At 68.6% G+C, this 19,952-nt stretch carries 16 protein-coding genes; 2 read left to right on the top strand and 14 right to left on the bottom strand.

The window, feature by feature from the left end:
• Positions 1-323 precede the first annotated feature (323 nt).
• The 5 genes from ASC70_RS15020 to ASC70_RS15000 all read right to left on the bottom strand — a co-directional run bounded on the left by ASC70_RS15020 (position 324) and on the right by ASC70_RS15000 (position 9,739).
• A complete protein-coding gene (locus ASC70_RS15020) occupies positions 324-1,736 on the bottom strand; it encodes a glycoside hydrolase family 30 beta sandwich domain-containing protein (protein ID WP_056051387.1) in 1,413 nt (470 codons plus the stop codon).
• Entirely contained in the window at positions 1,736-4,024 is a 2,289-nt protein-coding gene (locus ASC70_RS15015) for a glycoside hydrolase family 3 C-terminal domain-containing protein (protein WP_056051384.1), read from the bottom strand. The genes ASC70_RS15020 and ASC70_RS15015 overlap by 1 nt, the downstream gene beginning before the upstream one ends.
• A 23-nt stretch (positions 4,025-4,047) precedes the next feature.
• On the bottom strand, positions 4,048-5,589 hold the full coding sequence (locus tag ASC70_RS15010; RefSeq protein WP_056051383.1) for a tryptophan halogenase family protein: 1,542 nt from the start codon (positions 5,587-5,589) through the stop codon (positions 4,048-4,050).
• 104 nt (positions 5,590-5,693) lie between these two features.
• Positions 5,694-8,549, bottom strand: a complete 2,856-nt coding sequence (locus ASC70_RS15005) for a TonB-dependent receptor (RefSeq protein WP_056051381.1) — start codon at positions 8,547-8,549, stop codon at positions 5,694-5,696.
• A 149-nt stretch (positions 8,550-8,698) separates the two neighbouring features.
• Positions 8,699-9,739: a LacI family DNA-binding transcriptional regulator gene (locus tag ASC70_RS15000; protein WP_056051379.1), complete on the bottom strand. Its 1,041-nt coding sequence runs from the start codon at positions 9,737-9,739 to the stop codon at positions 8,699-8,701.
• 233 nt (positions 9,740-9,972) lie between these two features.
• Between ASC70_RS15000 and ASC70_RS14995 the strand changes: the two genes are divergently transcribed.
• Together ASC70_RS14995 and ASC70_RS14990 are read left to right on the top strand one after the other, a co-directional pair.
• On the top strand, positions 9,973-11,040 hold the full coding sequence (locus tag ASC70_RS14995; protein WP_056051377.1) for an alginate lyase family protein: 1,068 nt from the start codon (positions 9,973-9,975) through the stop codon (positions 11,038-11,040).
• 53 nt (positions 11,041-11,093) lie between these two features.
• The gene (locus ASC70_RS14990; RefSeq protein ID WP_056051375.1) at positions 11,094-11,678 is read left to right on the top strand and encodes a DUF2939 domain-containing protein; all 585 of its coding nucleotides are present in this window, start codon (positions 11,094-11,096) and stop codon (positions 11,676-11,678) included.
• On the opposite strand, the gene ASC70_RS14985 is transcribed toward ASC70_RS14990, so the two are convergent.
• From ASC70_RS14985 to ASC70_RS14945, 9 genes are read right to left on the bottom strand one after another with little or no spacing between them, the layout of a single operon-like run.
• Positions 11,675-12,172: a tyrosine phosphatase family protein gene (locus ASC70_RS14985; RefSeq protein ID WP_056051373.1), complete on the bottom strand. Its 498-nt coding sequence runs from the start codon at positions 12,170-12,172 to the stop codon at positions 11,675-11,677. The genes ASC70_RS14990 and ASC70_RS14985 overlap by 4 nt on opposite strands.
• A complete protein-coding gene (gene cobS / locus ASC70_RS14980; protein WP_056051371.1) occupies positions 12,169-12,930 on the bottom strand; it encodes an adenosylcobinamide-GDP ribazoletransferase in 762 nt (253 codons plus the stop codon). The genes ASC70_RS14985 and cobS overlap by 4 nt, the downstream gene beginning before the upstream one ends.
• Before the next feature lie 2 nt (positions 12,931-12,932).
• Positions 12,933-13,964, bottom strand: a complete 1,032-nt coding sequence (gene cobT, locus ASC70_RS14975) for a nicotinate-nucleotide--dimethylbenzimidazole phosphoribosyltransferase (RefSeq protein ID WP_056051369.1) — start codon at positions 13,962-13,964, stop codon at positions 12,933-12,935.
• Entirely contained in the window at positions 13,961-15,421 is a 1,461-nt protein-coding gene (locus ASC70_RS14970; protein ID WP_056051367.1) for a cobyric acid synthase, read from the bottom strand. The genes cobT and ASC70_RS14970 overlap by 4 nt, the downstream gene beginning before the upstream one ends.
• On the bottom strand, positions 15,409-16,335 hold the full coding sequence (cbiB, locus tag ASC70_RS14965; protein ID WP_056051365.1) for an adenosylcobinamide-phosphate synthase CbiB: 927 nt from the start codon (positions 16,333-16,335) through the stop codon (positions 15,409-15,411). Before cbiB ends, ASC70_RS14970 begins: the two co-directional genes overlap by 13 nt.
• On the bottom strand, positions 16,325-17,110 hold the full coding sequence (locus ASC70_RS14960; protein WP_056051363.1) for an ABC transporter ATP-binding protein: 786 nt from the start codon (positions 17,108-17,110) through the stop codon (positions 16,325-16,327). Before ASC70_RS14960 ends, cbiB begins: the two co-directional genes overlap by 11 nt.
• Positions 17,107-18,093, bottom strand: a complete 987-nt coding sequence (locus ASC70_RS14955) for an iron ABC transporter permease (RefSeq protein ID WP_056051361.1) — start codon at positions 18,091-18,093, stop codon at positions 17,107-17,109. The genes ASC70_RS14960 and ASC70_RS14955 overlap by 4 nt, the downstream gene beginning before the upstream one ends.
• Positions 18,090-18,935 carry an ABC transporter substrate-binding protein gene (locus ASC70_RS14950; RefSeq protein WP_156396224.1) on the bottom strand — a complete coding sequence of 282 codons (846 nt, stop codon included), beginning with the start codon at positions 18,933-18,935 and terminating at the stop codon, positions 18,090-18,092. Before ASC70_RS14950 ends, ASC70_RS14955 begins: the two co-directional genes overlap by 4 nt.
• Positions 18,932-19,945 carry a threonine-phosphate decarboxylase gene (locus tag ASC70_RS14945; RefSeq protein ID WP_235519401.1) on the bottom strand — a complete coding sequence of 338 codons (1,014 nt, stop codon included), beginning with the start codon at positions 19,943-19,945 and terminating at the stop codon, positions 18,932-18,934. Before ASC70_RS14945 ends, ASC70_RS14950 begins: the two co-directional genes overlap by 4 nt.
• Positions 19,946-19,952 lie beyond the last annotated feature (7 nt).

Raw genomic sequence — 19,952 nt, 5'->3', positions numbered from 1 at the left:
GGCCAAGGCCAAGGCCTTGTGAGAAACTTGCAAGGCGCGGCAGCAGCCACGCCGAGTGTTGTGATCACTCATGTTTCCTCCCCTTTCGGACGTTCGTCCGAGTTCGTGGGCCGGGGTGATGCGATCACCCGAGCCATGGCCGAAGCGAGCTCAGCGCCGCGAGGGCGATGATATCGTTATCAATTGGAGGTTCGCCGATCGGCCAGGCGCTCGACGTCCACTGATTTGCAATTGATATCGATATCAATCTCAGATCAACGATGGATGTCAATCCCCCTCCGCCTGTGATCAGCGGATGGTCAGCGGGCGCGGTACGCTACGAGCTACCAGACGAAGGTGCCCGCAGAACGCGCCGGCAACGACGCCTTGAACGCGCGCCCGCCTTCGGTGATGGCGAACATCCCCGGTTGAGCGCCGACGTTCAGGACGATCAGGACCCGAGTCCCGTCGCGGTTCTGGAACGCCACGGTCCGCAGATCGCCGAGCTTGCCGGGCGATCCGATCCTCACCGCGCCGGGCCTCACGAACCGGCTGGCGTGGCCGAACGCGTAGTATTCCTGCGTCCGGGTGACCGCGCCCGTCCGGCTGTCGATGGTCACGAAGGCTCGGCAATCCTTGCAGCCGCCGGCGTGCGGGCCGAACGTCTCGTCCAGCGCCAGATTCCACATCAGCACACCGCGCGAACCGCCGCGCGTCGAGCCGATGATCAGGTTCTCGACCATCCACGAGAAGCTGTCGTCGAACTTAGGCGCCCATTCGCCGCCCGAGCATTCGGTGAGGAACGCGTCCTTGTCCGGGTGAACTATCCTCACCCCATCCTGGGCCGCGACCTCGCCCGCGTAGCAGTGCCAGGCGACACCCGCGAGGAAGGCCTTGGCCTTAGGATCGGCCAGGACGGTCAGCGGCTGTTGCGGCTGGTCCCAGTTGTGATCCCAGTCGAGGACCTTCGTACGGATCTTCTCGCGCTTGAAGGTCGGCGCGAGGTTCTCGCCGAAGAACCGCGCCCGGTCGCGCGCCGGCCAGCGCATGCCGGGATAGTTTTCCGGCTCGAAGTCCGGCTCGTTCTGGATGCTCAGATAGTCGATCGGCACGCCGACCTTGGCGGCTTCCTTGACGTAGCGCGCGAAGAAGCGGGCGTAGACGGGATAGGCCTCGGGCTTCAGCTGACCCTTCACCAAGGATCCGGTGGTCTTCATCCAAGCCGGCGCGCTCCAGGGCGAGGCCATGACCTTGAGGTCGGAATTGATCTTCAGCGCCGCGCGGACCGTGGGGAAGACGTCCTGCTGCGGCCGCGCCAGCGAGAAATGCGCCAGCGTCGGATCGGCGCCGCCGCCGGGCGCGTCGTCCAGGCTGTAGTGATCGAGCGAGAAGTCCGACGCGCCGATGGTGATCCGGGTGAAGCTGAAGCCGAGCCCGCCGTCTCCGCGCCCGTAGAGCTCGCGCAGCAGTCCGTCGCGCTGCTGGGCCGAGAGTTTGTTCTGGATCAGCCAGGCCGAGGAGTCGGTGATCGCCGCGCCGAAACCGACCATCGACTGATGGCGCTCCTTGGGATCGACGACGATGGTCGGCAGGCCGGCGACTTCGTTGGCGGCGGCGACACCGGATGGCGGCTGGGCGGTCAGGAGCTGACTCTTGTCGCCCGTGGTCACCCAGGCGCGCAGCTTGGGCGCGGCGACGGCGGGCGCCGTCGAAGCAAGCGCCGCGATCGCGACGGCAGCGTGCAGGAAAACGCGCATCACGGCTTCCTCGACCAGGCCTTGAGCTGCGCCTTGCCGCTGAGCACGGCGTCGCCCGCGTGACGACCAACATAGAGCGAGTAGCTGCCTGCCGCGATCGTCCAGCCGGGCTTGGCGGTGTCGTAGTCGGCCAGGATGCGCGGCTCGACGGTCAGGGTGACCCGCCTGGTCTCACCGGGCGCCAGGTCGACCTTCTGGAAGCCCGCCAGCCGGACCATCGATTTGCGCTGGCCTGCCGTGACGTAGAGCTGCGGCGTGTCGGCGCCGGCGACCTTGCCGCTGTTGGTGACGTCGAAGCTGACCTTCAGCCCCTCCCCGTCCTCGACCTTGAGGTTCGTATAGCCGAAGGTCGTGTACGAGAGGCCGTAGCCGAACGGATACAACGGCTGGCGCTTCTCCTGAGCGTACCAGCGATAGCCGACGGCGGCCCCTTCGACATACTTCACCGGGAAGCCCTTGATCGGACCGGCCTTCTTGCCAGCACGGCGGGCGTCGTCGATCACGGCCTGCTCCTCGAAGCCCGGCGCGCTGGCGCGGGGGGCCTGGTCGGCGGTCCTGGGGAAGGTCATGGCCAGACGGCCTGACGGATTGACCTCGCCGAACAGCAGGCGGGCGATGGCCTGGCCGCCGCGCTGGCCGGGGTACCAAGCCTGCAACACCGCGCCGACCCGGTCGAGCCAGGGCATCAGCACCGGTCCACCGGTCTCCAGTACGACGATCGCGTTCTTGTTGGCCGCCGACACGGCTTCGATCAGGGCGTCCTGGTTCTCGGGCAGAGCGATCGACGGCGCGTCCTGGGCCTCGGTCTGCCAGTGCCAGGCGAAGACGACGGCGACATCCGCGTCCTTGGCGACCGCGGCCGCCGCGGCCGGATCCTTGCCGTCGACATAGAGCACCTGCGCCCCCGGCGCCGCGGCCTTGATCGCCTCTAGCGGCGAGGACGCATGCCAGGTGACGCGGACGAACGAGGCCGCCTCGCCGCCGTTCAGGGGGATCTCGATCGGCGCGCCGCCGACCGACCGCACCTGGGACGAGCCGCCGCCCGAGATCACGCCGACGTCGGCATGGGCGCCGATCAGCACGATCTTCCTGGCCGTCCTGGCCAAGGGCAGCAGGTTCCGGTCGTTCTTCAGCAGCACCGAGCCGCGCTCGGCCACGGATTGGGCGACCTTGGCGTGGGCGTCGTAGTCGATCGGCTGGGCGGTCGCGGGCGTCGGATCGTCCATCAGGCCCGAGGTGATCACCCCATGCAGGATGCGGCGGACCATGTCGTCAAGGCGGGCTTGGCTGACCTCGCCCTTGGCCAGCGCGGCCTTCAGGTCGTCGCCGAAGAAGATCTGGCTGTCCAACTCCTGGCCCGACTGCTGGTCGAGGCCCGCCAGAGCGGCCTTGACCGTGCTGTGCACCGCGCCCCAGTCGGACATCACCCAGCCCGGATAGTTCCAGTCGCGCTTCAGCACCCTGTTCAGCAGGAAATCGTTCTGGCAGGCCCAGTCGCCATTGATCTTGTTGTAGGCGCACATGACCGAGGCGGGTTTGCTCTTCTCGATGGCGATCTGGAAGGCCAGCAGGTCGCTCTCCCGCAGGTCGGCCTCGTCAATCTGGGCGTCCATCACGTGACGGCCGGTCTCCTGGGCATTCAGCGCGAAGTGCTTGATCGTCGAGACGATGTGATTGCTCTGCACGCCCCTGATCGACTCGCTGGCCATCTCGCCGGCCAGCAGCGGATCCTCGCCGAGATATTCGAAGTTGCGGCCGGCCCACGGATCGCGGGTCAGGTTCACGCCGCCGGCCAGCAGGACATTGAAGGTCTTGGCGCGGGCCTCGGCGCCGATCATCGCGCCGCCCGCATAGGCCAGGTCCGGCTCGAAGGTTGAGGCCAGGGCCAGGCCCGACGGCAGGGCCGTGGCGACGTCGCCCTTGCGCTGTTCCACCTGATTGGCGACGCCCAGGCTGGCGTCGCTCTGGCGCAGCGTCGGGATCTTCAGCCGCGCCACGCCCGGCACGTAGCCGGCCGACGGGATCATGTCGGCGGGCGCCGGCTTGGTGTTGGGTGGAAACAGGCCGTGCAGATAGATAATCTTCTCGTCGAGGGTCATCTGCTTGACCAGGGCGTCGGCCCGCGCCCAGGCCGGGTCGTTGACGCGGGCCGCCAGCGGAGCGCTGTCCTGGGTGGGCATGACCTGGGCCAGCGCGCCCGAGATCGGAGTCAGGGCGAGCAGCGCCACGGCGGCTGTGGTCCGGCACAGGATCCGCAGAGCGGATGAAGGCTGGGCGGCGGTCGTCATGGCGGTACTCCGTGTGGGCGTCTTTAAGAGGTTGGAACTGGGGCCGCGGCCAAGGACGCCGCGAGCGGCGGCGCCTGGCACGCGCGCGCCACGAATTCGGCATGGCTGGGCATCACGTTCAGGCACTTGCTGATGACCGTTTCGATGTTCGCCAAGTAGCGGGCGATGTCCTCGTCCGAGTGCACGCGGACCAGCGGGTCGTAGCCGCGCGGAATGATCCCCTGCCCCAGGAACACCTGGATCCAGCTCTCCTCGGTGAAGAGCTCGTCGTCCTCGCGGAACACCCGGCCGTTGGCGGCGAACAGGTCCATCTTCCGCCGCAGGGTCGCGGGGATTTCCATGTCGCGGCAGGAACGCCAGAACGGCGTGTCATCGCGCTCGGTGGCCTTGTAGTGCAGGATGATGAAGTCGCGGATGCGCTCGTATTCGAAGTCGCTCTGGCGGTTGAACTCGTCGATCGTGGCCTGGTCGAAGCCGGCGTCCGGCAGCAGACGCACCATGCGGATCACGGCCGACTGGATCAGGTGCAGGCTGGTCGACTCCAGCGGCTCCATGAAGCCGCTGGCTAGGCCGACGGCCACGCAGTTCTTGTTCCAGATCTTCTTGCGCTTGCCTGTCGTGAAGCGCAGGCGCAGTGGATTGGCCCGCTGGGCGCCGTCCAGGTTGGCCAACAAGACGCGTTCGGCCTCATCGTCGTCGATATATTGGCTGGAATAGACATGACCGTTGCCGGTGCGGTGCTGCAGCGGTATCCGCCACTGCCAGCCGGCGTCGTGCGCGGTCGAGCGGGTGTAGGGCGTGAAATGCTCCGACCGCTCGCTGGGCACGGCGATGGCCCGGTCGCAGGGCAGCCAATGCGTCCAGTCCTCGTAGCCGGTCTTCAACGCCTGCTCGATGATCAGGCCGCGGAAGCCCGAGCAGTCGACGAAGAAGTCGGCGGCGATCACCTCGCCGTCGTCCATGGTCACCGACTGGACGAAGCCGTCCTCGGACCTCAGGGTGACGTCGACGATCTTGCCCTCGCGCCGCGTCACGCCGCGCGCCTGGGCGTAGGTGCTCAGGTGTTTGGCGTAGAGGCCGGCGTCGAAATGGAAGGCGTGGGCGATGTGGCCGATCGGCGACTCGGTCATGTCCGCGCGAGCCCGCATGAACTTGTCCTGCAGCGCCATGGCGTTGTTGATGGCGAGATTGTCGAAGACCGGGGCCCGTCCCAGCTCGCGCATCCGCAGCCAGTACTGATGGCTGCGCAGCCAGCCCAGGTCCTGGCCGATGACGCCGAAGCCGTGGAGATAGCTCTCGCCCTTGCGCCACCAGTTCCTGAACTGGATGCCCAGCTTGAACGTCCCCTGCGTCTTGCGCAGGAAGTCGTCCTCGTCGAGACCGAGCAACTCGTTGAATTTCTTGATGGCGGGGATGGTCGCCTCGCCCACCCCGACCGTGCCGATCTCCTCGGACTCGACGAGGACGATCTCGTACAGGCCCTGAAACAGACGCGAGCACAGCGCCGCCGTCATCCATCCGGCCGACCCGCCGCCGGCGATCAGTATCTTCTTGAGCGGTTGCAACCACCCGCCTCCCGTTGAGCGGAAGGTCGAGGCCTAGGCCTCGCCTCCTTGGTTCCTGTCGGACGAGCCGGTCGCCCTGGAGAGCGACCGGCCCGGACCTCTGATTAGAACCGATAGTTCACGCCGAACAGGAATTGCCGGCCGTACTTCTCGTAGGTTTCCGGCAGGGTGGCGCCGTTGCTGGTCTGCGTGCCGCCGGCGTCGAGACCCAAACGAGTGCGGTACGGCGAGTTGGTCAGGTTGTTGACCTGCAGCAGGACGCCCAGGTTCTTCATCGGGCCTTCCTCGAACGTGTAGCCGATCTGGGCGTCGACCTGCTTGTCGGCGAGGATCTCGGTGAAGCCGCGGGTGGCGTAGAGCTGCACCACCTCACCCTTGAAGGCCGAGCGATAGCGTTGGCTGATCCGCGCCTGGAACCCGCCGCGCTCGTAGTAGCCGGTGATGTTGTAGACGGTGCCCGACAGGCCCGGGATGCGGACCTTGGCCTTGGGGTCGGTGCTGGTGGTCGGGTTCAGGTTGGACTTGGTCAGCGACAGGCTGCCTTGCAGGCCGAAGCCCTTCAGCAGGTCGACGAACTGGCCGAACTCGACCGCGCCGCTGAATTCCAGGCCCTTGACCGTGCCGCCGTTGCCGTTGGCCGGCAGGGTCATCTGACCCATCGGATTGATCGTGGTGCCGGCCGGGATGCTGGCCCCGACCGGGATCGGGATGCCGGTGAAGTCGAACCGGCCGGTCTGCTGATAGATGTAGGTGTCGAGCTTCTTGTAGAAGCCGGCCACCGACAGATAGGTCGCGGGGCTGACGTACCATTCATAGGCCACGTCGGCGGCCTTGGCCTCCCACGGACGCAGGTGCGGGTTGCCGCCCGAGGCCGACCATGGGTTCACGGTCGTGCCGGGACCGCAGGGCTGGCTGGAGCAGACCAGCGAGTTGAAGCCCGGGGTCACATTGGCGCGCATGTCGTCCATGCGCGGACGGGCCATGGTCTTGGACAGGGCGAAACGCAGGCGATGGCCGCCGCCCAGGTCGTAGATCAGGTTCAGGCTGGGCAGGACGTCGGTATAGCTGTCCTTGGCGTTGATCTTGGTCGGCACGATCGGCTGGCCCGAGGCTAGGCCGTTGATCACCACGCCGCTCGATTCCTGCGACTGCTTGACGACCTGGACGCCCAGATTGCCGCGCAGGTCGCCGGCCTGGAAGTTGGCGCGTCCGAAGAAGGTCGTGACTTCCTCGGTGATGTCCCAGTTCTTGTCGTAGTAGTTGGCGTCGAGGATCGGGGCCCAGTTGTAGTACTTGCGCCAGACGTCGCCGATCTTGACGCTGAGCACGCCGCCGAAGCCCGCGAAACCCAGCTTGGTCGGGTCGACCAGATCGGCCGCGTCGACATAGACCTGCTGGCGACCGTTCTTCAGGAACAGGTCGTTGTCCGAGACCGTCTTGCCCTTGTCGCGCTTGGTGTAGTTCACGCCGGCCGACAGTTGGGTGACGAAGCCGTCCATCTCGTGCTCGAGGCGGATGTCGACCGCCTTGACGTCTTCCTTGACGTGCGGGAAGCGGATCGAGCCGTCGTGGCCCCAGCCGCCCCATGGGGCGCGGTCGCCCAGGGTGACCTTGCTGGCGTCGGCGTAATTCAGCCCCTCGTCATATTGCGAGAAGCCGTCGTCGGCGACCTTGAAGCCGATCGTGTCGTAGGTCCGGCCCACATCCGGTGTGGCGCCGGTCACGCCACCGACGCCGCGGCCGTAGCCCGCGTACGTCTCCATGATCTGTTCCTTCCGCTTGTTTGACGAATAGGACAGATCGGCGACCAGGCGGGTCTTCTCGCTAAGCTGGAACTCGTTGTTCAGACCGGCCGAGAACAGCTGGTCCATGCGGGTGTTGTAGTCGTTGCGCAGCTGCGGGACGCCGTGGTTCAGCGTGCCGCCGGCGGCGAACTTCGAGCCGCCCAGATCCTCGGTGGTGACCCCGGTGAAGGTGGCGCTGTCGGCGAACGGGTTGGAGAACCACTGGGCGCCGCGCGTCGTCTCCTTCTGCTTGAAGGTCGAATAGTACAGGTCCAGCGTGGAGTGGATCTTGTCGTTCGGCTGGTACTCGAAGATGCCGATGACCGCGTCGCGCTTGTTGTTGCGCGAGGTGGCGAAGACCTCTTGGCCGTTCAGCATCAGCGCGCCGTCGGCGCTGTCCGGCGTCGTGGAGTCGCCCGGAAAGGCCTCGTAGCCATAGGCCTTGTAGTGCTTCACCTGCGACGGCGAATCCAGGTGCGCGTAGCCGAGCGCCACGCCGAACGTGCCGTCGGCGAACTGGTTGATGTAGCTGGCGCTGTAGCGACCGCCCCAGTTGCTGGCGTCGTCGTTCAGCGACTTGCCTTGCGTCTTCTCGCCGCGAATGTTCACGGCCAGGGCGCGTTTGCCGTAGGTCAGCGGGCGCACGGTGCGCAGGTCGGCGGTGCCCGACAGGCCCATGCCCGAGACCTGGGCGTCCGGGGTCTTGTAGATCACGACGCTGGACAGCAGTTCCGACGGATACTGGTCGAACTCAACGGCGCGGTTGTCGCCCGAGCTGGCCTGCTGGCGGCCGTTCAGCAAGGTGGTGGTGAAGTCCGGCGCCAGGCCGCGGATCGAGATCACCTGGGCGCGGCCGTTGACGCGCTGTGCGGCCAACCCGGGAAGACGCGCGATCGACTCGGCGATCGACACGTCCGGCAGCTTGCCGATGTCCTCGGCCGAGACGGCCTCGACGATCGAGGTCTCGTTCTTCTTGATGTTGATCGAGTTCTGGATGCCGGCGCGGATGCCGGTCACCACGATCGCCTCGACCGTGTCGTCGGTCTTCGGCGCCGGATCGGCGGTCTGGGCCCAGGCCGCGCCTGGCCCGGCCAGGGCGACGGTGATCGCGGCGACCGAAGCCGTGGCGTAGAATTTCCGGATGGACGGACGTCCGCTCGTCGTGCGGTTTCGCATGCAGCTCTCCCCTCTGAACTCCCGCCCACGGCGGTGAATTTCTTGTTCTTGTCGTGAATCAACGCGCCTGAGCGACATTGGAAGCGCTTCCAATAAGCGATACAGGCGACAACGTTGTCAAGAACGAAACCAAATCGTCGGGAATAGATCTAGATCGCCGTCGTCGTCTGCCGCGACACCACGGCGTGCTCCAGCTCCAGAAACACCGGTTCTGGCGCGAGATTCGCTCCGGTGAGGCGAGCCACCAGCATCTCGACGGCGCGCTGACCCAGGATCTTCACGGGCTGATGCACCGTGGTCAGCGGCGGCCAGACGATGGCCGCGACCGGGGCGTCGTCAAAACCGGTGATCGACAGGTCCTGGGGGATGCTGAGCCCTCGGGCGTGGGCGGCCGACAGCACCCCCGCGGCCATGTCGTCATTGGCGCAGACCAAGGCGGTCGGCGCCAGCGGGTGGTCCAGCAGCCGCGGGGCCAGGTGTGTGCCCGAGCGGAACGTGAAGTCGCCACGCAGCACCACGCAGTCCCCCTCCCCCAGTCCCTGCTCGGCCAGGGCGCGTTGGAAGCCCTTCAGGCGACGGTCGGCCGACAGGTGGCCCTCCAGGCCGGCGATGAAGCCGAAGCGACGGTGGCCGAGGCGCAGCAGTTCGCGGGTCATGTCGTAGCCGCCGGCCTCGTCGTCGACGCCCACGCCGTCCGCCTTGCCACGACCGGGGCCGCCCGGCGAGACCGTGACGACTTTGCACCCCTGGGCCAGGGCCGCCTCGATCAGCGGGACATCGTCGCTGTAGGGCGGAGACAGGATCAGGCCCTCGCAGCGCTGGGTGGTGATCAGGTCCAGCACCCGCTTCTGGCGGTCGGGAGTCTGCTGCGGGACGTTCTGGACCAGGACCTGGTAGCCCAGGGCCAGGCAGGCGCGCAGCGCGCCCAGTTCCAGGGCGGACTCGTAGTACGAGTTGGGCTCGTTCTCGGGGTCCGAGGCGAACACGAAGGCCAGCAGCCGGCTGGCGCCGCCCGCCAGGCTGCGAGCCTGCGGATTGACCTTGTAGTCGAGCGCCTCGACCGCCTGCATGACGCGGGCCCGGACCTCGTCGCGCACATTGGGGCCGCCGTTCAGCACCCGAGACACCGTCACGCGCGCCACGCCCGACAGCCGGGCGACGTCGTCGATAGTCGGTCTCTTGGTGGTCAAGCGCGGCTCCCTCGGAAGGGCGGGAAGATGGTCAGGAAAACGCCGCAACACAAGCGATTCAGCCAAAGCCATCGACCGGCTAGCCGTTGTCCGAAACTGAACGATGATAAGGTCGGTCGGACCAATATTCTTGTATTGGCATGACCAATAATTGACACGCCGCCTTATTGGCCAGATATCTTCGATCAACGCCCGGCGACGTAATGCCGGCGAAAAGCTTAGGGAGGCCTCTCTTGAAAACCGCTTGGCTCGCCGCCTGCGCCCTGACCGCCGTCGCAACCGCGTCGCACGCCGCCGACTACGGATTGCTGGGACCGACCTTCGGCAAGGGGCCCGTCGCTCCCGCCCTTTCCGAGATGGCAGTCTCCCGCGCCACGGCGACGCTGGACCGTCCGCCCGGCGCCATTCCCCATGCCCACACCGAAGGGACCCTGCCTGGCAAGGGCATCCGCGAGATCAGCCTCAAGGCGCGCGAAGACCAGCCGATCGTGCTCAACTTCGCCATCGCCTGGCGCCTGACCGGCGATCGCCGCTTCCTGGACGCGACTGGCCGCTATCTCGAGAACTGGGCCGACATCTACCAGATCTCGTTCAACCCGATCGACGAGACGGGCTTCGACACGCTGGTCATGGCCTACGACCTGACCGAGGAGGATCTGCCGGCCCCGATCCGCGCCAAGGTCGACGCCTTCTGGCGCAAGATGGCCATCGGCTATCTCGACGCCATGGACGCGGGGACCAAGAACGCCAACACCAACTGGCAAAGCCACCGCGTGAAGCTGGCGACCATCGCCGCCTTCCAGACCGGCGACGCCAAGATCATCGACCGCGCCCGCCAGGCCTTCCGCAAGCAGATCACGGCCAACCTGTACGCCGACGGCTCGATGTTCGACTTCCACGAGCGCGACGCCCTGCACTACGTCACCTACAACCTCGATCCGCTGATGATGGCCGCCCTCGCCGCCCAGGCCCACGGCGAGGACTGGTTCACCTGGAAGAGTCCGGCCGGCGCCAGCCTGCCCAAGTCGCTGGACTGGCTGGCGGCCTTCGCCTCGGGCGAGAAAACCCATATCGAGTTCGCAAATTCCAAGATCCAGTTCGACCGCGACCGCGCCGCCTCGGGCCAGAAGGAATACGCGCCCCATCCGTGGGACGTCGGCAACGGCGTTGGGACCTACAGCTTGGCCAGTCTGCTGGACGGCCGCTACCTGGCGCTGCGCGACGATCTGGTGAAGCGCACGGGCAAGCGGCCTCCGGTCTGGACCGAGATCCTGCGCGCCTCGCGGCCGTCCGCCGGCTGACGGCCGATTGACCCTGGTTCTCCCGTCTGCCCCTATCGGGACGGGAGAACCTGATGACTCGTACGAACCGCATCCTGGCCATCGGCCTGGGCCTCGCCCTGGCGCTTATCGTCGCCGGCTATTTCGCCTCGCCGATCTTCGCCTTGCAGAGCCTGAACGCGGCGGCCAAGGCCGGCGATCGCGACAAGCTGGAGCAAGGCGTCGATTTCCCGGCCGTGCGCGAGAGCCTCAAGAGCCAGCTGAAGGCCGCGATGACCAAGTCGTTCGCCGACGATCCGGAACTGCGCGACAACCCCTTCGCCGCCTTCGGCCAGATGCTGCTGGTCGGCGTGGTCGACAAGGCCGTCGACGCCTATGCGACCCCCGACGCGATCGCCAACATGGTCGCCACCAACCGGGCGCCGTCGAAGATCGAACTGTCCCGAGACGCGCCGCCTGTAGAGCAACCCAAGCCCCAGCCGAAGGCCAAGTCCGACACCGAGACGCACTACGCCTATCAGGGCCTCAACCACTTCCGCGCGACCTATCGCGACAAGACGGACGATCACGGCGAATTCGGCCTCGTGCTCGAGCGTCGTGGGGTCTTCAAGTGGATGCTGGTGCGGATCGAGCTGCCGATGAGCCCGTTCAAGCGCTAGTTCAGGCACCAGTCGATCACCGTTCCCTCGAAGGCCTCGGCGCCGCGGCCGATGGCGGCGATGGCGTGGATCATGGCGCCGCCGCGCCCGAGCCTTTCGTCGGCCAACGCCACCATCAACGCGTTGGGCGTCGCCTCCGGACAGACGGCGCGCAGTTGGGCCGCCAGCGCCTGTTCCTCGCCCGGCGACCGCGCCGCGCAGGCCAGCATGTAGGCCGCGGCCGTCGAGCGGCTGACGCCGGCGTGGCAGTGGATCAGCAGGGTGGCGTCGCGGCCGAGACCTTCGGGCAGCGCCAGGATCGTCGCGATCTGCTCCGGCGATGGCGCGACGAGACCCGCCCTCGCCTCGACGATGTCGTTGAAGCGCAGCAACGTGCGCGGCGCGGCGACTTCTGGCGCTTCGGCGTCTGGCGAGACCAGGGTCAGGACGTGGTCGACTCGCTGGTCGTTCAACAGGCGCTGAACGGCCGAGATCGGACCGACCAACAGCCTCATGCCAGCGCCGCCGCGCCGAGCAGGAACCCGACCTCGAACACCTGCTCGACCGCCCCCAGGACATCGCCCGTATGCCCGCCGATCAGGCGACGGGCCAGCAAGGCCAGAGCAACCGTCAGCGCGCCACCCAGGGCCAGACCGGCGAGCGCGGCGTCCAGCGCTAGCAGCGCCAGCGGCCAGCTCGCGATCACCAGCGCGACCAGGACTTCGGATGTTCGAACGCCGTCGGGGACGGGTTTCCACTTCCCCGCCTCGCCGCTCGGCGCGTAGGGCGTCGCCCGCATCACCACCACGGCGGCGGCGCGGCCGAGGCCGTGCGCGGCCAGCAGCATCGCGGCCGCCGTCCAGACCGGCGTCGAGGCTAGGACGGCGGCCTTCAGCGCCAAGGCCAGAACCAGGGCGCAGGCGCCATAGGTCCCGATCCGGCTGTCCTTCATGATCTCCAGGCGGCGCTCGGCGGTCTGGCCGCCACCCAGGCCGTCGGCCGTGTCGGCCAGGCCGTCCTCGTGGAAGGCCCCGGTGATCAGCAGCCCGACCGCGATGGCCAGCACCGCCGCCACCGGAGCGCTCCAGGCGCGCTCGGCCAGCACGAGGACGAGGGCGCAGGTCGCGCCGACGCCCTGTCCAACCAAGGGAAAATAGCGCGCGGAACGGGTGATCCAGTCGGGCTCGAAGGTCGCGAGCCGAGGCGTCGGCACACGGGTCAGGAACTGGACCGCGCAGATCAGCAGCCGGACCTGATGACGCGCCCAAGCCATGTTCAGAGCCGACCATTCAGGACGTCGTCCAGACTGGCGACATCGCTCAGCAACCGCGAAGCCGCGCGGACGATGGGCAAAGCCAACAGGGCGCCGGTCCCCTCGCCCAGCCGCAGGCCAAGGTCCAGAAGGGGTTCAACCTCGAGCGACTCCAGCATCCGCTGATGGCCGCGCTCGGCCGAGCGATGGCAGAACACGCAATAGGCCTTGGTCGCGGGAACGAGACGGATCGCCGCCAAGGCCGCGGCCGAGACGATGAAGCCGTCGACCAGCACCGGAAGGCGCGCGGCCGCCGCGCCGATCACCGCTCCGGCCATCATCGCGATCTCCAGCCCGCCAAACTCGGCGAGCACCGCCGTCGGCTCGAGCGCTCCCGAACGTGACGCCGCGCGCTCGAGCACCGCCAGTTTCCGGGCCAGACCCTCGTCGTCGTGGCCGGCGCCACGCCCGACGCACTCGATCAGCGGCGCGGGCGCCAGGCGGTGCATGATCAGGGCGGCTGAAGCGGTGTTGCCGATCCCCATTTCGCCGAGCGCCAACACCTCGAAGCCTTCGCGCGCCGCGTCTTGGGCGATCCGCGCCCCGCGCTCCAGCGCCTCGGCGACCTCTTCCGGTGTCAGGGCGGGCTCGACGGCGGCGTTGCGGGCGCCGCGCCGGACCTTCTCGGCCAACAAGTTGGGATGCGGTGGCAGATCGGCGTCGACCCCGGCGTCCACCACGCGCAGCTCGGCGCCCACGGCATTGGCCAGGGCGTTGGCGCTGGCCCGGCCGGCCAGGAACGTGGCGACCATGGCCTGGGTGACACTGGACGGATACGACGACACCCCCTCGACCGTCAGGCCGTGATCGCCCGCGAAGACCAGCAGCAGCGCCTTGTCGAGCGCGAGCGGCGGACCATCGGCGATCAGGCCGACCTGCACGGCGAGGTCCTCGATCCGGCCCAGGGCGCCGGGCGGCTTGGCCTTGCCGTCGATCAAGACGCGCAGCGTCGCGACGCGCGCCAGGTCCACGGCCGTTACCATCGGAAGGGTCATCGGAAGGTCTCCAGTCCGGCCAAGGCCGCCAGCGCGGGAATGTCGAAGGCCCGTTCCAACGCGTCGGCGATTTCATCCAGGGCGTGGTCGACACGGACGGCCTGGTCGACGCCTTCGGAGCGGGCGCCCAGCTCGGCCAGCAGAGCCGCCCTCGCCTCGCCGCGATCGAACAGGCCGTGGACGTAGCAACCTCGGACCAAGCCGTCAGGAGACACCGCGCCATCGTCGACGCCGTCGTCGAAGGTCAGCATCGCCGACGCCGCGCCCGTCGTGCGCCCGATGTGCATCTCGTAACCCTCGAACCGCGCGCCGTTGGCCAGCCGTCCGCCGACCGGCCGCAGGGTCTTGTCGCCGGTCATCACGGTCTCGACGTCCAGCAAGGCCAGCCCCTCGGCCGTCTCCGGCGCGCCTTCGATCCCGTCCGGGTCCGACAGGCGACGGCCAAGCATCTGATAACCGCCGCAGACGCCCAGCACGCGGCCCCCACGCCGGACGTGAGCCTTCAGATCGATGTCCCAGCCTTGGGCCCGCAGGAACGCTAGGTCCGCCAAGGTCGCCTTGGTCCCGGGCAGGATCACCAGATCGGCGTCCCCCGGCAAAGGCGTTCCGGGCGGTACGAAAGCAAACTCCACCTCCGGCTCGGCGCGCAGGGCGTCGAATTCGTCGAAATTGGCGATCCGCGACAGCATCGGCACGACGATACGGACCTTGCGCTCGCCGGGACCTGCGAAGCGGTCCAGCACCACGGCGTCCTCGGCGGGCAAGCGCCGCGCCGCCGCCAACCATGGGGCCATGCCAAGATCGGCCCAACCCGTGCGGCGAACAATCTCATCTCGACCGTCCTGGAAGAGGCTGGGATCGCCCCGGAACTTGTTGATCAGGAAGCCGCGCACCATGGCGCGGTCGTCCTCGTCCAGGACGACATGGGCGCCGACAAGGGCGGCGATCACGTGGCCCCGGTCGATGTCGCCGACCAGCACGACCGGCACGTCGGCCGCCCGCGCGAAGCCCATATTGGCGATGTCGCCGGCGCGCAGATTGATCTCGGCCGGACTGCCGGCCCCCTCGACGATGACGAGGTCGCTCTGGGCCTCCAGCCGGCGGAAGCTCTCGACGACCGTGTCCAGCAGGGAGGCCTTGCGCTCCTGATAGCCGCGCGCCTTCCACGTTCCGGCCATCTGGCCGCGCACGATCAACTGGGCGCCGACGTCGCTCTGCGGCTTCAGCAGCACCGGGTTCATGTCGACCGTCGGCGGTGTGCGGCAGGCGATCGCCTGCAGCGCCTGGGCGCGGCCGATCTCGCCGCCATCGGCGGTGACCGCGGCGTTGTTGGACATGTTCTGCGGCTTGAACGGGCGGACCGTCAGGCCGCGATTGGCGAACAGCCGGCATAGCCCCGCCACCAGCACCGACTTGCCGACGTCGGACCCGCATCCCTGAATCATCAGCGCGGCCATGCGAGTCCTCCCACGAGCAACATCGACCAGAGCGCCGCGCAAGCAAGGAGATAGATGCGCAGCGCCCGCGCCAGATCGGCCGGAGCGGCTTCCCCGCCTTTGCCGAGGACGGGGTGTTCGGACAGTGCGCCGTCGTACCAGGCGGGACCGCCCAGCCTGACGCCCAGCGCGCCGGCCATGGCGGCTTCGGGCCAGCCGGCGTTGGGCGAGGCGTGCTTGCCAGCGTCGCGGAACATGATCCGCCAGCCGCTCCCTCCCGCCAGGGCGACAAGGCCGCCGGCAATTCGCGCCGGGATCAGGTTCAGCAGGTCGTCGAACCTTGCCGACGCCCAGCCGAAGGACCGCCAGCGCGGCTCGCGATGGCCGATCAAGCTGTCGGCGGTGTTGACCGCCTTGTAGACGAACAGGCCCGGCAAGCCGCCGACCACGAACCAGAACATCGGGGCGACCACCCCGTCGTTGAAGCTCTCGGCCAGGCTCTCGATCGCCGCCGTGGCGACGCCGCTCTCGTCGAGCCGCTCGACGTCACGGCCGATGATCCTGCCGACGGCGGTCCTTGCCCCATCGAGGCCGCCGCCGCTCAAGGGCTCGGCGACCGCGCGAACGTGGTCGAACAAGCTCCGCTGCGCCAGGCCCAGGGCGCCGACGATGGCGACCACCCAAGGCCCACAGTATCGCGTGATCAACCAGCCCGCCCCGCCGCTGACACCGACGATGATCAGCAGCGTGGCCACGCCCAGCATGCGCCGCGCCAGCTCACTCAAAGTCGGGCGATTGAGCCCCGCCTCCAGCGCCGAAATCAGTCCCCCGAGCCACGCAACCGGGTGCGGGATGCGCCGGTGCAGCGCGTCCGGATAGCCGACGGCGGCGTCCAGCAGCGCGGCGCCGAGCACGATCCAGGGGCTAGCCGACACGGCAGAGCACTTCGATCAGCGGACCGCCCTCGCCGGCGTGGCGCCGCACCGCGACGCCATAGACCTTCGACAGGATCTCGGGCGTCAGGGCGGCCTCGGGAGGCGCGTCGACAACGAGCTCGCCCTCGCTCAGCACCAGCACCCGGTCGGCGAAACGCGCCGCCAGGTTCAGGTCGTGCAGGGTGATGATCACCCCCTTGCTCAGGTCGTGGGCCAGGCGGCGGAACAGGGCCAGAGCGTCCAGCGCGTGGCCGGGATCGAGGCCGGTCAGCGGCTCATCGGCCAGCAGCCAGTCGGTTTCGCCGGCCAGGGCGCGGGCGATCAGGGCCCGGGCCCGTTCGCCGCCGGAGAGGCGCGTGACCGGGCGCTCGGCGAAGGCCTCCAGGCCGGCCGAGGCGATGGCGGCTTCGATCGCCGCCTGGTCCTCGGCGCTGGGCCCGAAGGCGCCCAGGTGCGGCGTCCGGCCCAGACCGACGAAGGCGCGGACATCGACGTCCCAGGCGATCTCGGGCGTCTGGGCCAGGAAGGCCAGTCGCCGCGCGCGTTGACGTCCCGGCAGCGTCGCGATCGGCGCGCCCTCCAACAGGGCCGCGCCGGCGTCGGGCTTGAGCAGGCCGGCTAGACAGCTCAGCAGCGTCGACTTGCCGGCGCCGTTCGGACCGACGATCGCGACCAGCTCGCCCCGGATGAAGTTAGCGGTGATCCCATTCAGGACCGGACGGCCGCCGAGCCGGATCGTCAGGGCGTCCGCGCGCAGGGTCTGTTCCGAACTCACGCCAGCCTCCGTCGCATCGAGATCAGCATGGCCAGGAAGAACGGCCCGCCCAGGGCCGCCATGGCGACGCTGAGCTTGATCTCGCTGGCCGCCGGCGTCATGCGCACCAGGATGTCGGCCGCCAAGGTCAGGGCCGCGCCGCCCAGGAATGACGGGACGAGCACCGCGCTAGGCCGCGATCCGAGCACGGGCCGCAGCAGGTGCGGGGTGATCAGACCGACGAAGCTGATGACCCCGGTCACCGCGACACTGGAGCCGACCGCCAACGCCACACCGATCGCCATCAGCAGACGGGTGCGGGAGAGCTCCACGCCCAGCGACCGCGCACCCTGCTCGCCCAAGGTCAGGGCGTCCAGTGAGCGGCCCAGGGTCAGCAGCAGCACGCTGCCGACGACGACGCCCGGCGCGGCGATCCGCACCTCGTCGATGCTACGGTCGGCCAGCGAGCCTAGCGTCCAGTTGACGATCTCGTTCACCGCCCAAGGATTGGGCGCGAGGTTCAGCGCCAGGGAGATCGCCGCGCCGCAGACCGTCTGGATGATGAATCCGGCCAGAAGGAAGGTGACGATGCTTGAGGTGACGCCAGCCAGGCCCAGCAAGACCGCGACGCCGAAGCCCGCCCCGACCATCGCCGCCAGAGGCAGGATCCAGGTCGCCTCGCCCGCCGCGCCCAGATAGAGGGTCAGCACCGCGCCCAGCGCCGCCGCCGTCGAGACGCCCAGCGCCCCGGGGTCGGCCAACGGGTTGCGGGTGTAGCCCTGCAGCGCCGCGCCGCTCAGGCCCAGGGCCCCGCCGACCAAGATCGCCAGAATCGTGCGCGGCAGGCGCAGGCCGAAGACGATGGCCCAGCGCGGGTCCGCGCCGTGCGAGGTCCAGGCGCTCCACGGGGTCCAGACACGGCCGGCGCAAAGGCCGAGGCCGAACAGGACGACCAGCAACGCAGCCAGGACGCCGCAGACCATCAACGGGGATCGGGATCTCATGCTCCCTCCTTCAGCGCCTGGGCGCGCGCTCGGGCCATGGCCGCGGCGGTCTCGATCAGCACCGGCCCGCCGCAGTAGAGAAGCTTTTCGGGCAAGCGCACCTGCCGCATCCGGCCGGCGATCGATGTCAGCGCCGGATGGGTCATCACGCGATCGGCCCAGCTGCGCGCGCCCGGGGCCGGCTCGCCGACCAGCAGCACCTGGGGCGGATCGGCCAGCAGCCTCTCCAGCCCGACATTGCCCCAGGTCTTGAGGCCATAGCGGCGGGCGACATTGTCGAAACCGGCCCGGGTCATCACCTCGTCGACCAGGGTGCCGGGGCCGGCCGCGAAGCCGTTGGGCTGGTAGATCAGGGCGCTGAGCCGTCGCGCGCCCGGCGCCGGCGTGGCCGAGGCGATGGCCGCCTCGATGCGAGCGACCAGGGCTTCGCCGCGCTCGGCATGGCCGATCAGCCCGGCCAACTTGCGCACCTGCCCGAGACTCTCGTCCACGGACTTGGGGACCTTGAAGCGCTGGACGGGCACATGCAGGCGCTTCAACGCGTTGCGGGTGGCCAAGGCCGAGTGCTGGCTGGCCAGGACGAGGTCAGGCCGCAGCCCGATGACCTCCTCGGCGCTCTCCCAGGTGAACGGCAGGGTCCTGGCCTGGGCGGCCACGGTGGAGCCGTGCGGCTCGCGGGCATAGTGGCTGAGCGCGGCGATCTGGCCTCGATCCGCCAGGTGCACCAGCATGGCGTCGAGACAGCTATTGAGCGACACGATCCGGCGCGGAATGGCCGGCGACGGACCATGCGCGACCAGAGCCAGGGCGCCGCCCACCACCTCCCGTCGGCTCGCGGTCACGACATCACCGCCTGAAATATCTGACGGAAACGATTGAAATCATTTCGAGAAGGCAGGCCGATCCGAAGTCGATCGCTCCGATCGATGAAGGGACGGGTCAGCACGCCATGTTCGCAAAGGCGCTGGAAAACCGCGTGGGCGTCGGGAACCTCGACCCAGCGGAAGAGATCGCAACCGCCGACGGTCTTCAGCCTGGCCTCGGCCAAGACGGCGTCGATCTCAGCGGCTTGGACCGCGAGCCAGGCCCGCGCCGTCGCCCGCCAGATATCGTCGGCATAGGCGCCGAGGCCCAGAGCCAGGGCGTCGGCGCCGAGCGGCCAGTCGCCGAGAAGGACACGAAGTTGTCGTGCGAAGATGTTGTCGCCAATGACAAATCCTAGCCGCGCTCCCGGCAGGCCATAGAACTTGCCGAATGACCGCAATACGATCAGACGCTCGATCTCCAGATCGGCGACGCTGAGGTCAGGCGCGACCTCGACGAAGGACTCGTCCACGACAGTCCATCGGCCGGCGGCGGAGCGCTCGATGGCCAGGGCGGCCAAGTCCGCGCGCGAGATCCGGCGACCGTCGGGATTGTTGGGGTTGACCAGAACGAGGACGTCGAGGTCGCGCGCGGCGGGATCCGACAGCGCCGAGATCGTCGTCGGCGCCCGCCCGGCCCAGGCCTCGGCATGGCCGCCATAAATCGGCGTCGCCAAGGCCACCCGTTCACCACCGAGCAGCGTTGGCAGCAGCCGCAAGGCCGCTTCCGCCCCGGGGACGGCGACCACGCGCGCTGCGTCCTCGACACCGAAAGCCCGCGCCGCCACCGCCTCGAGTTCGGCTAGGGCGGCGGGATCCGGCAGCCGCCGCAAGGCGTCCGCCGGCGCCCGCTGGCCGGCCCACGGCTCGGGATTGATCCCGGTCGAGAGGTCCAGCCAGGGACGCGGCGCGTCCGGCCAGGCGGCCATCGCCTCGCGGAGACGGCCGCCGTGCCGGAAGGCGCCGATGATGGGGATCGACGACGCCACGGCGGAA

Source organism: Caulobacter sp. Root343 (assembly GCF_001425745.1).
Classification (GTDB): Bacteria; Pseudomonadota; Alphaproteobacteria; order Caulobacterales; family Caulobacteraceae; genus Caulobacter.
This window is presented reverse-complemented; position numbering and strand designations above follow the sequence as displayed.

Coding starts and splice junctions, on each gene's coding strand:
- ASC70_RS15020 (WP_056051387.1), bottom strand. CDS start 1,736: ATGCGCGTTTTCCTGCACGCTGCCGTCGCGATCGCGGCGCTTGCTTCG.
- ASC70_RS15015 (WP_056051384.1), bottom strand. CDS start 4,024: ATGACGACCGCCGCCCAGCCTTCATCCGCTCTGCGGATCCTGTGCCGG.
- ASC70_RS15005 (WP_056051381.1), bottom strand. CDS start 8,549: ATGCGAAACCGCACGACGAGCGGACGTCCGTCCATCCGGAAATTCTAC.
- ASC70_RS14990 (WP_056051375.1), top strand. CDS start 11,094: ATGACTCGTACGAACCGCATCCTGGCCATCGGCCTGGGCCTCGCCCTG.
- ASC70_RS14985 (WP_056051373.1), bottom strand. CDS start 12,172: ATGAGGCTGTTGGTCGGTCCGATCTCGGCCGTTCAGCGCCTGTTGAAC.
- cobS (WP_056051371.1), bottom strand. CDS start 12,930: ATGGCTTGGGCGCGTCATCAGGTCCGGCTGCTGATCTGCGCGGTCCAG.
- cobT (WP_056051369.1), bottom strand. CDS start 13,964: ATGACCCTTCCGATGGTAACGGCCGTGGACCTGGCGCGCGTCGCGACG.
- ASC70_RS14970 (WP_056051367.1), bottom strand. CDS start 15,421: ATGGCCGCGCTGATGATTCAGGGATGCGGGTCCGACGTCGGCAAGTCG.
- ASC70_RS14955 (WP_056051361.1), bottom strand. CDS start 18,093: ATGAGATCCCGATCCCCGTTGATGGTCTGCGGCGTCCTGGCTGCGTTG.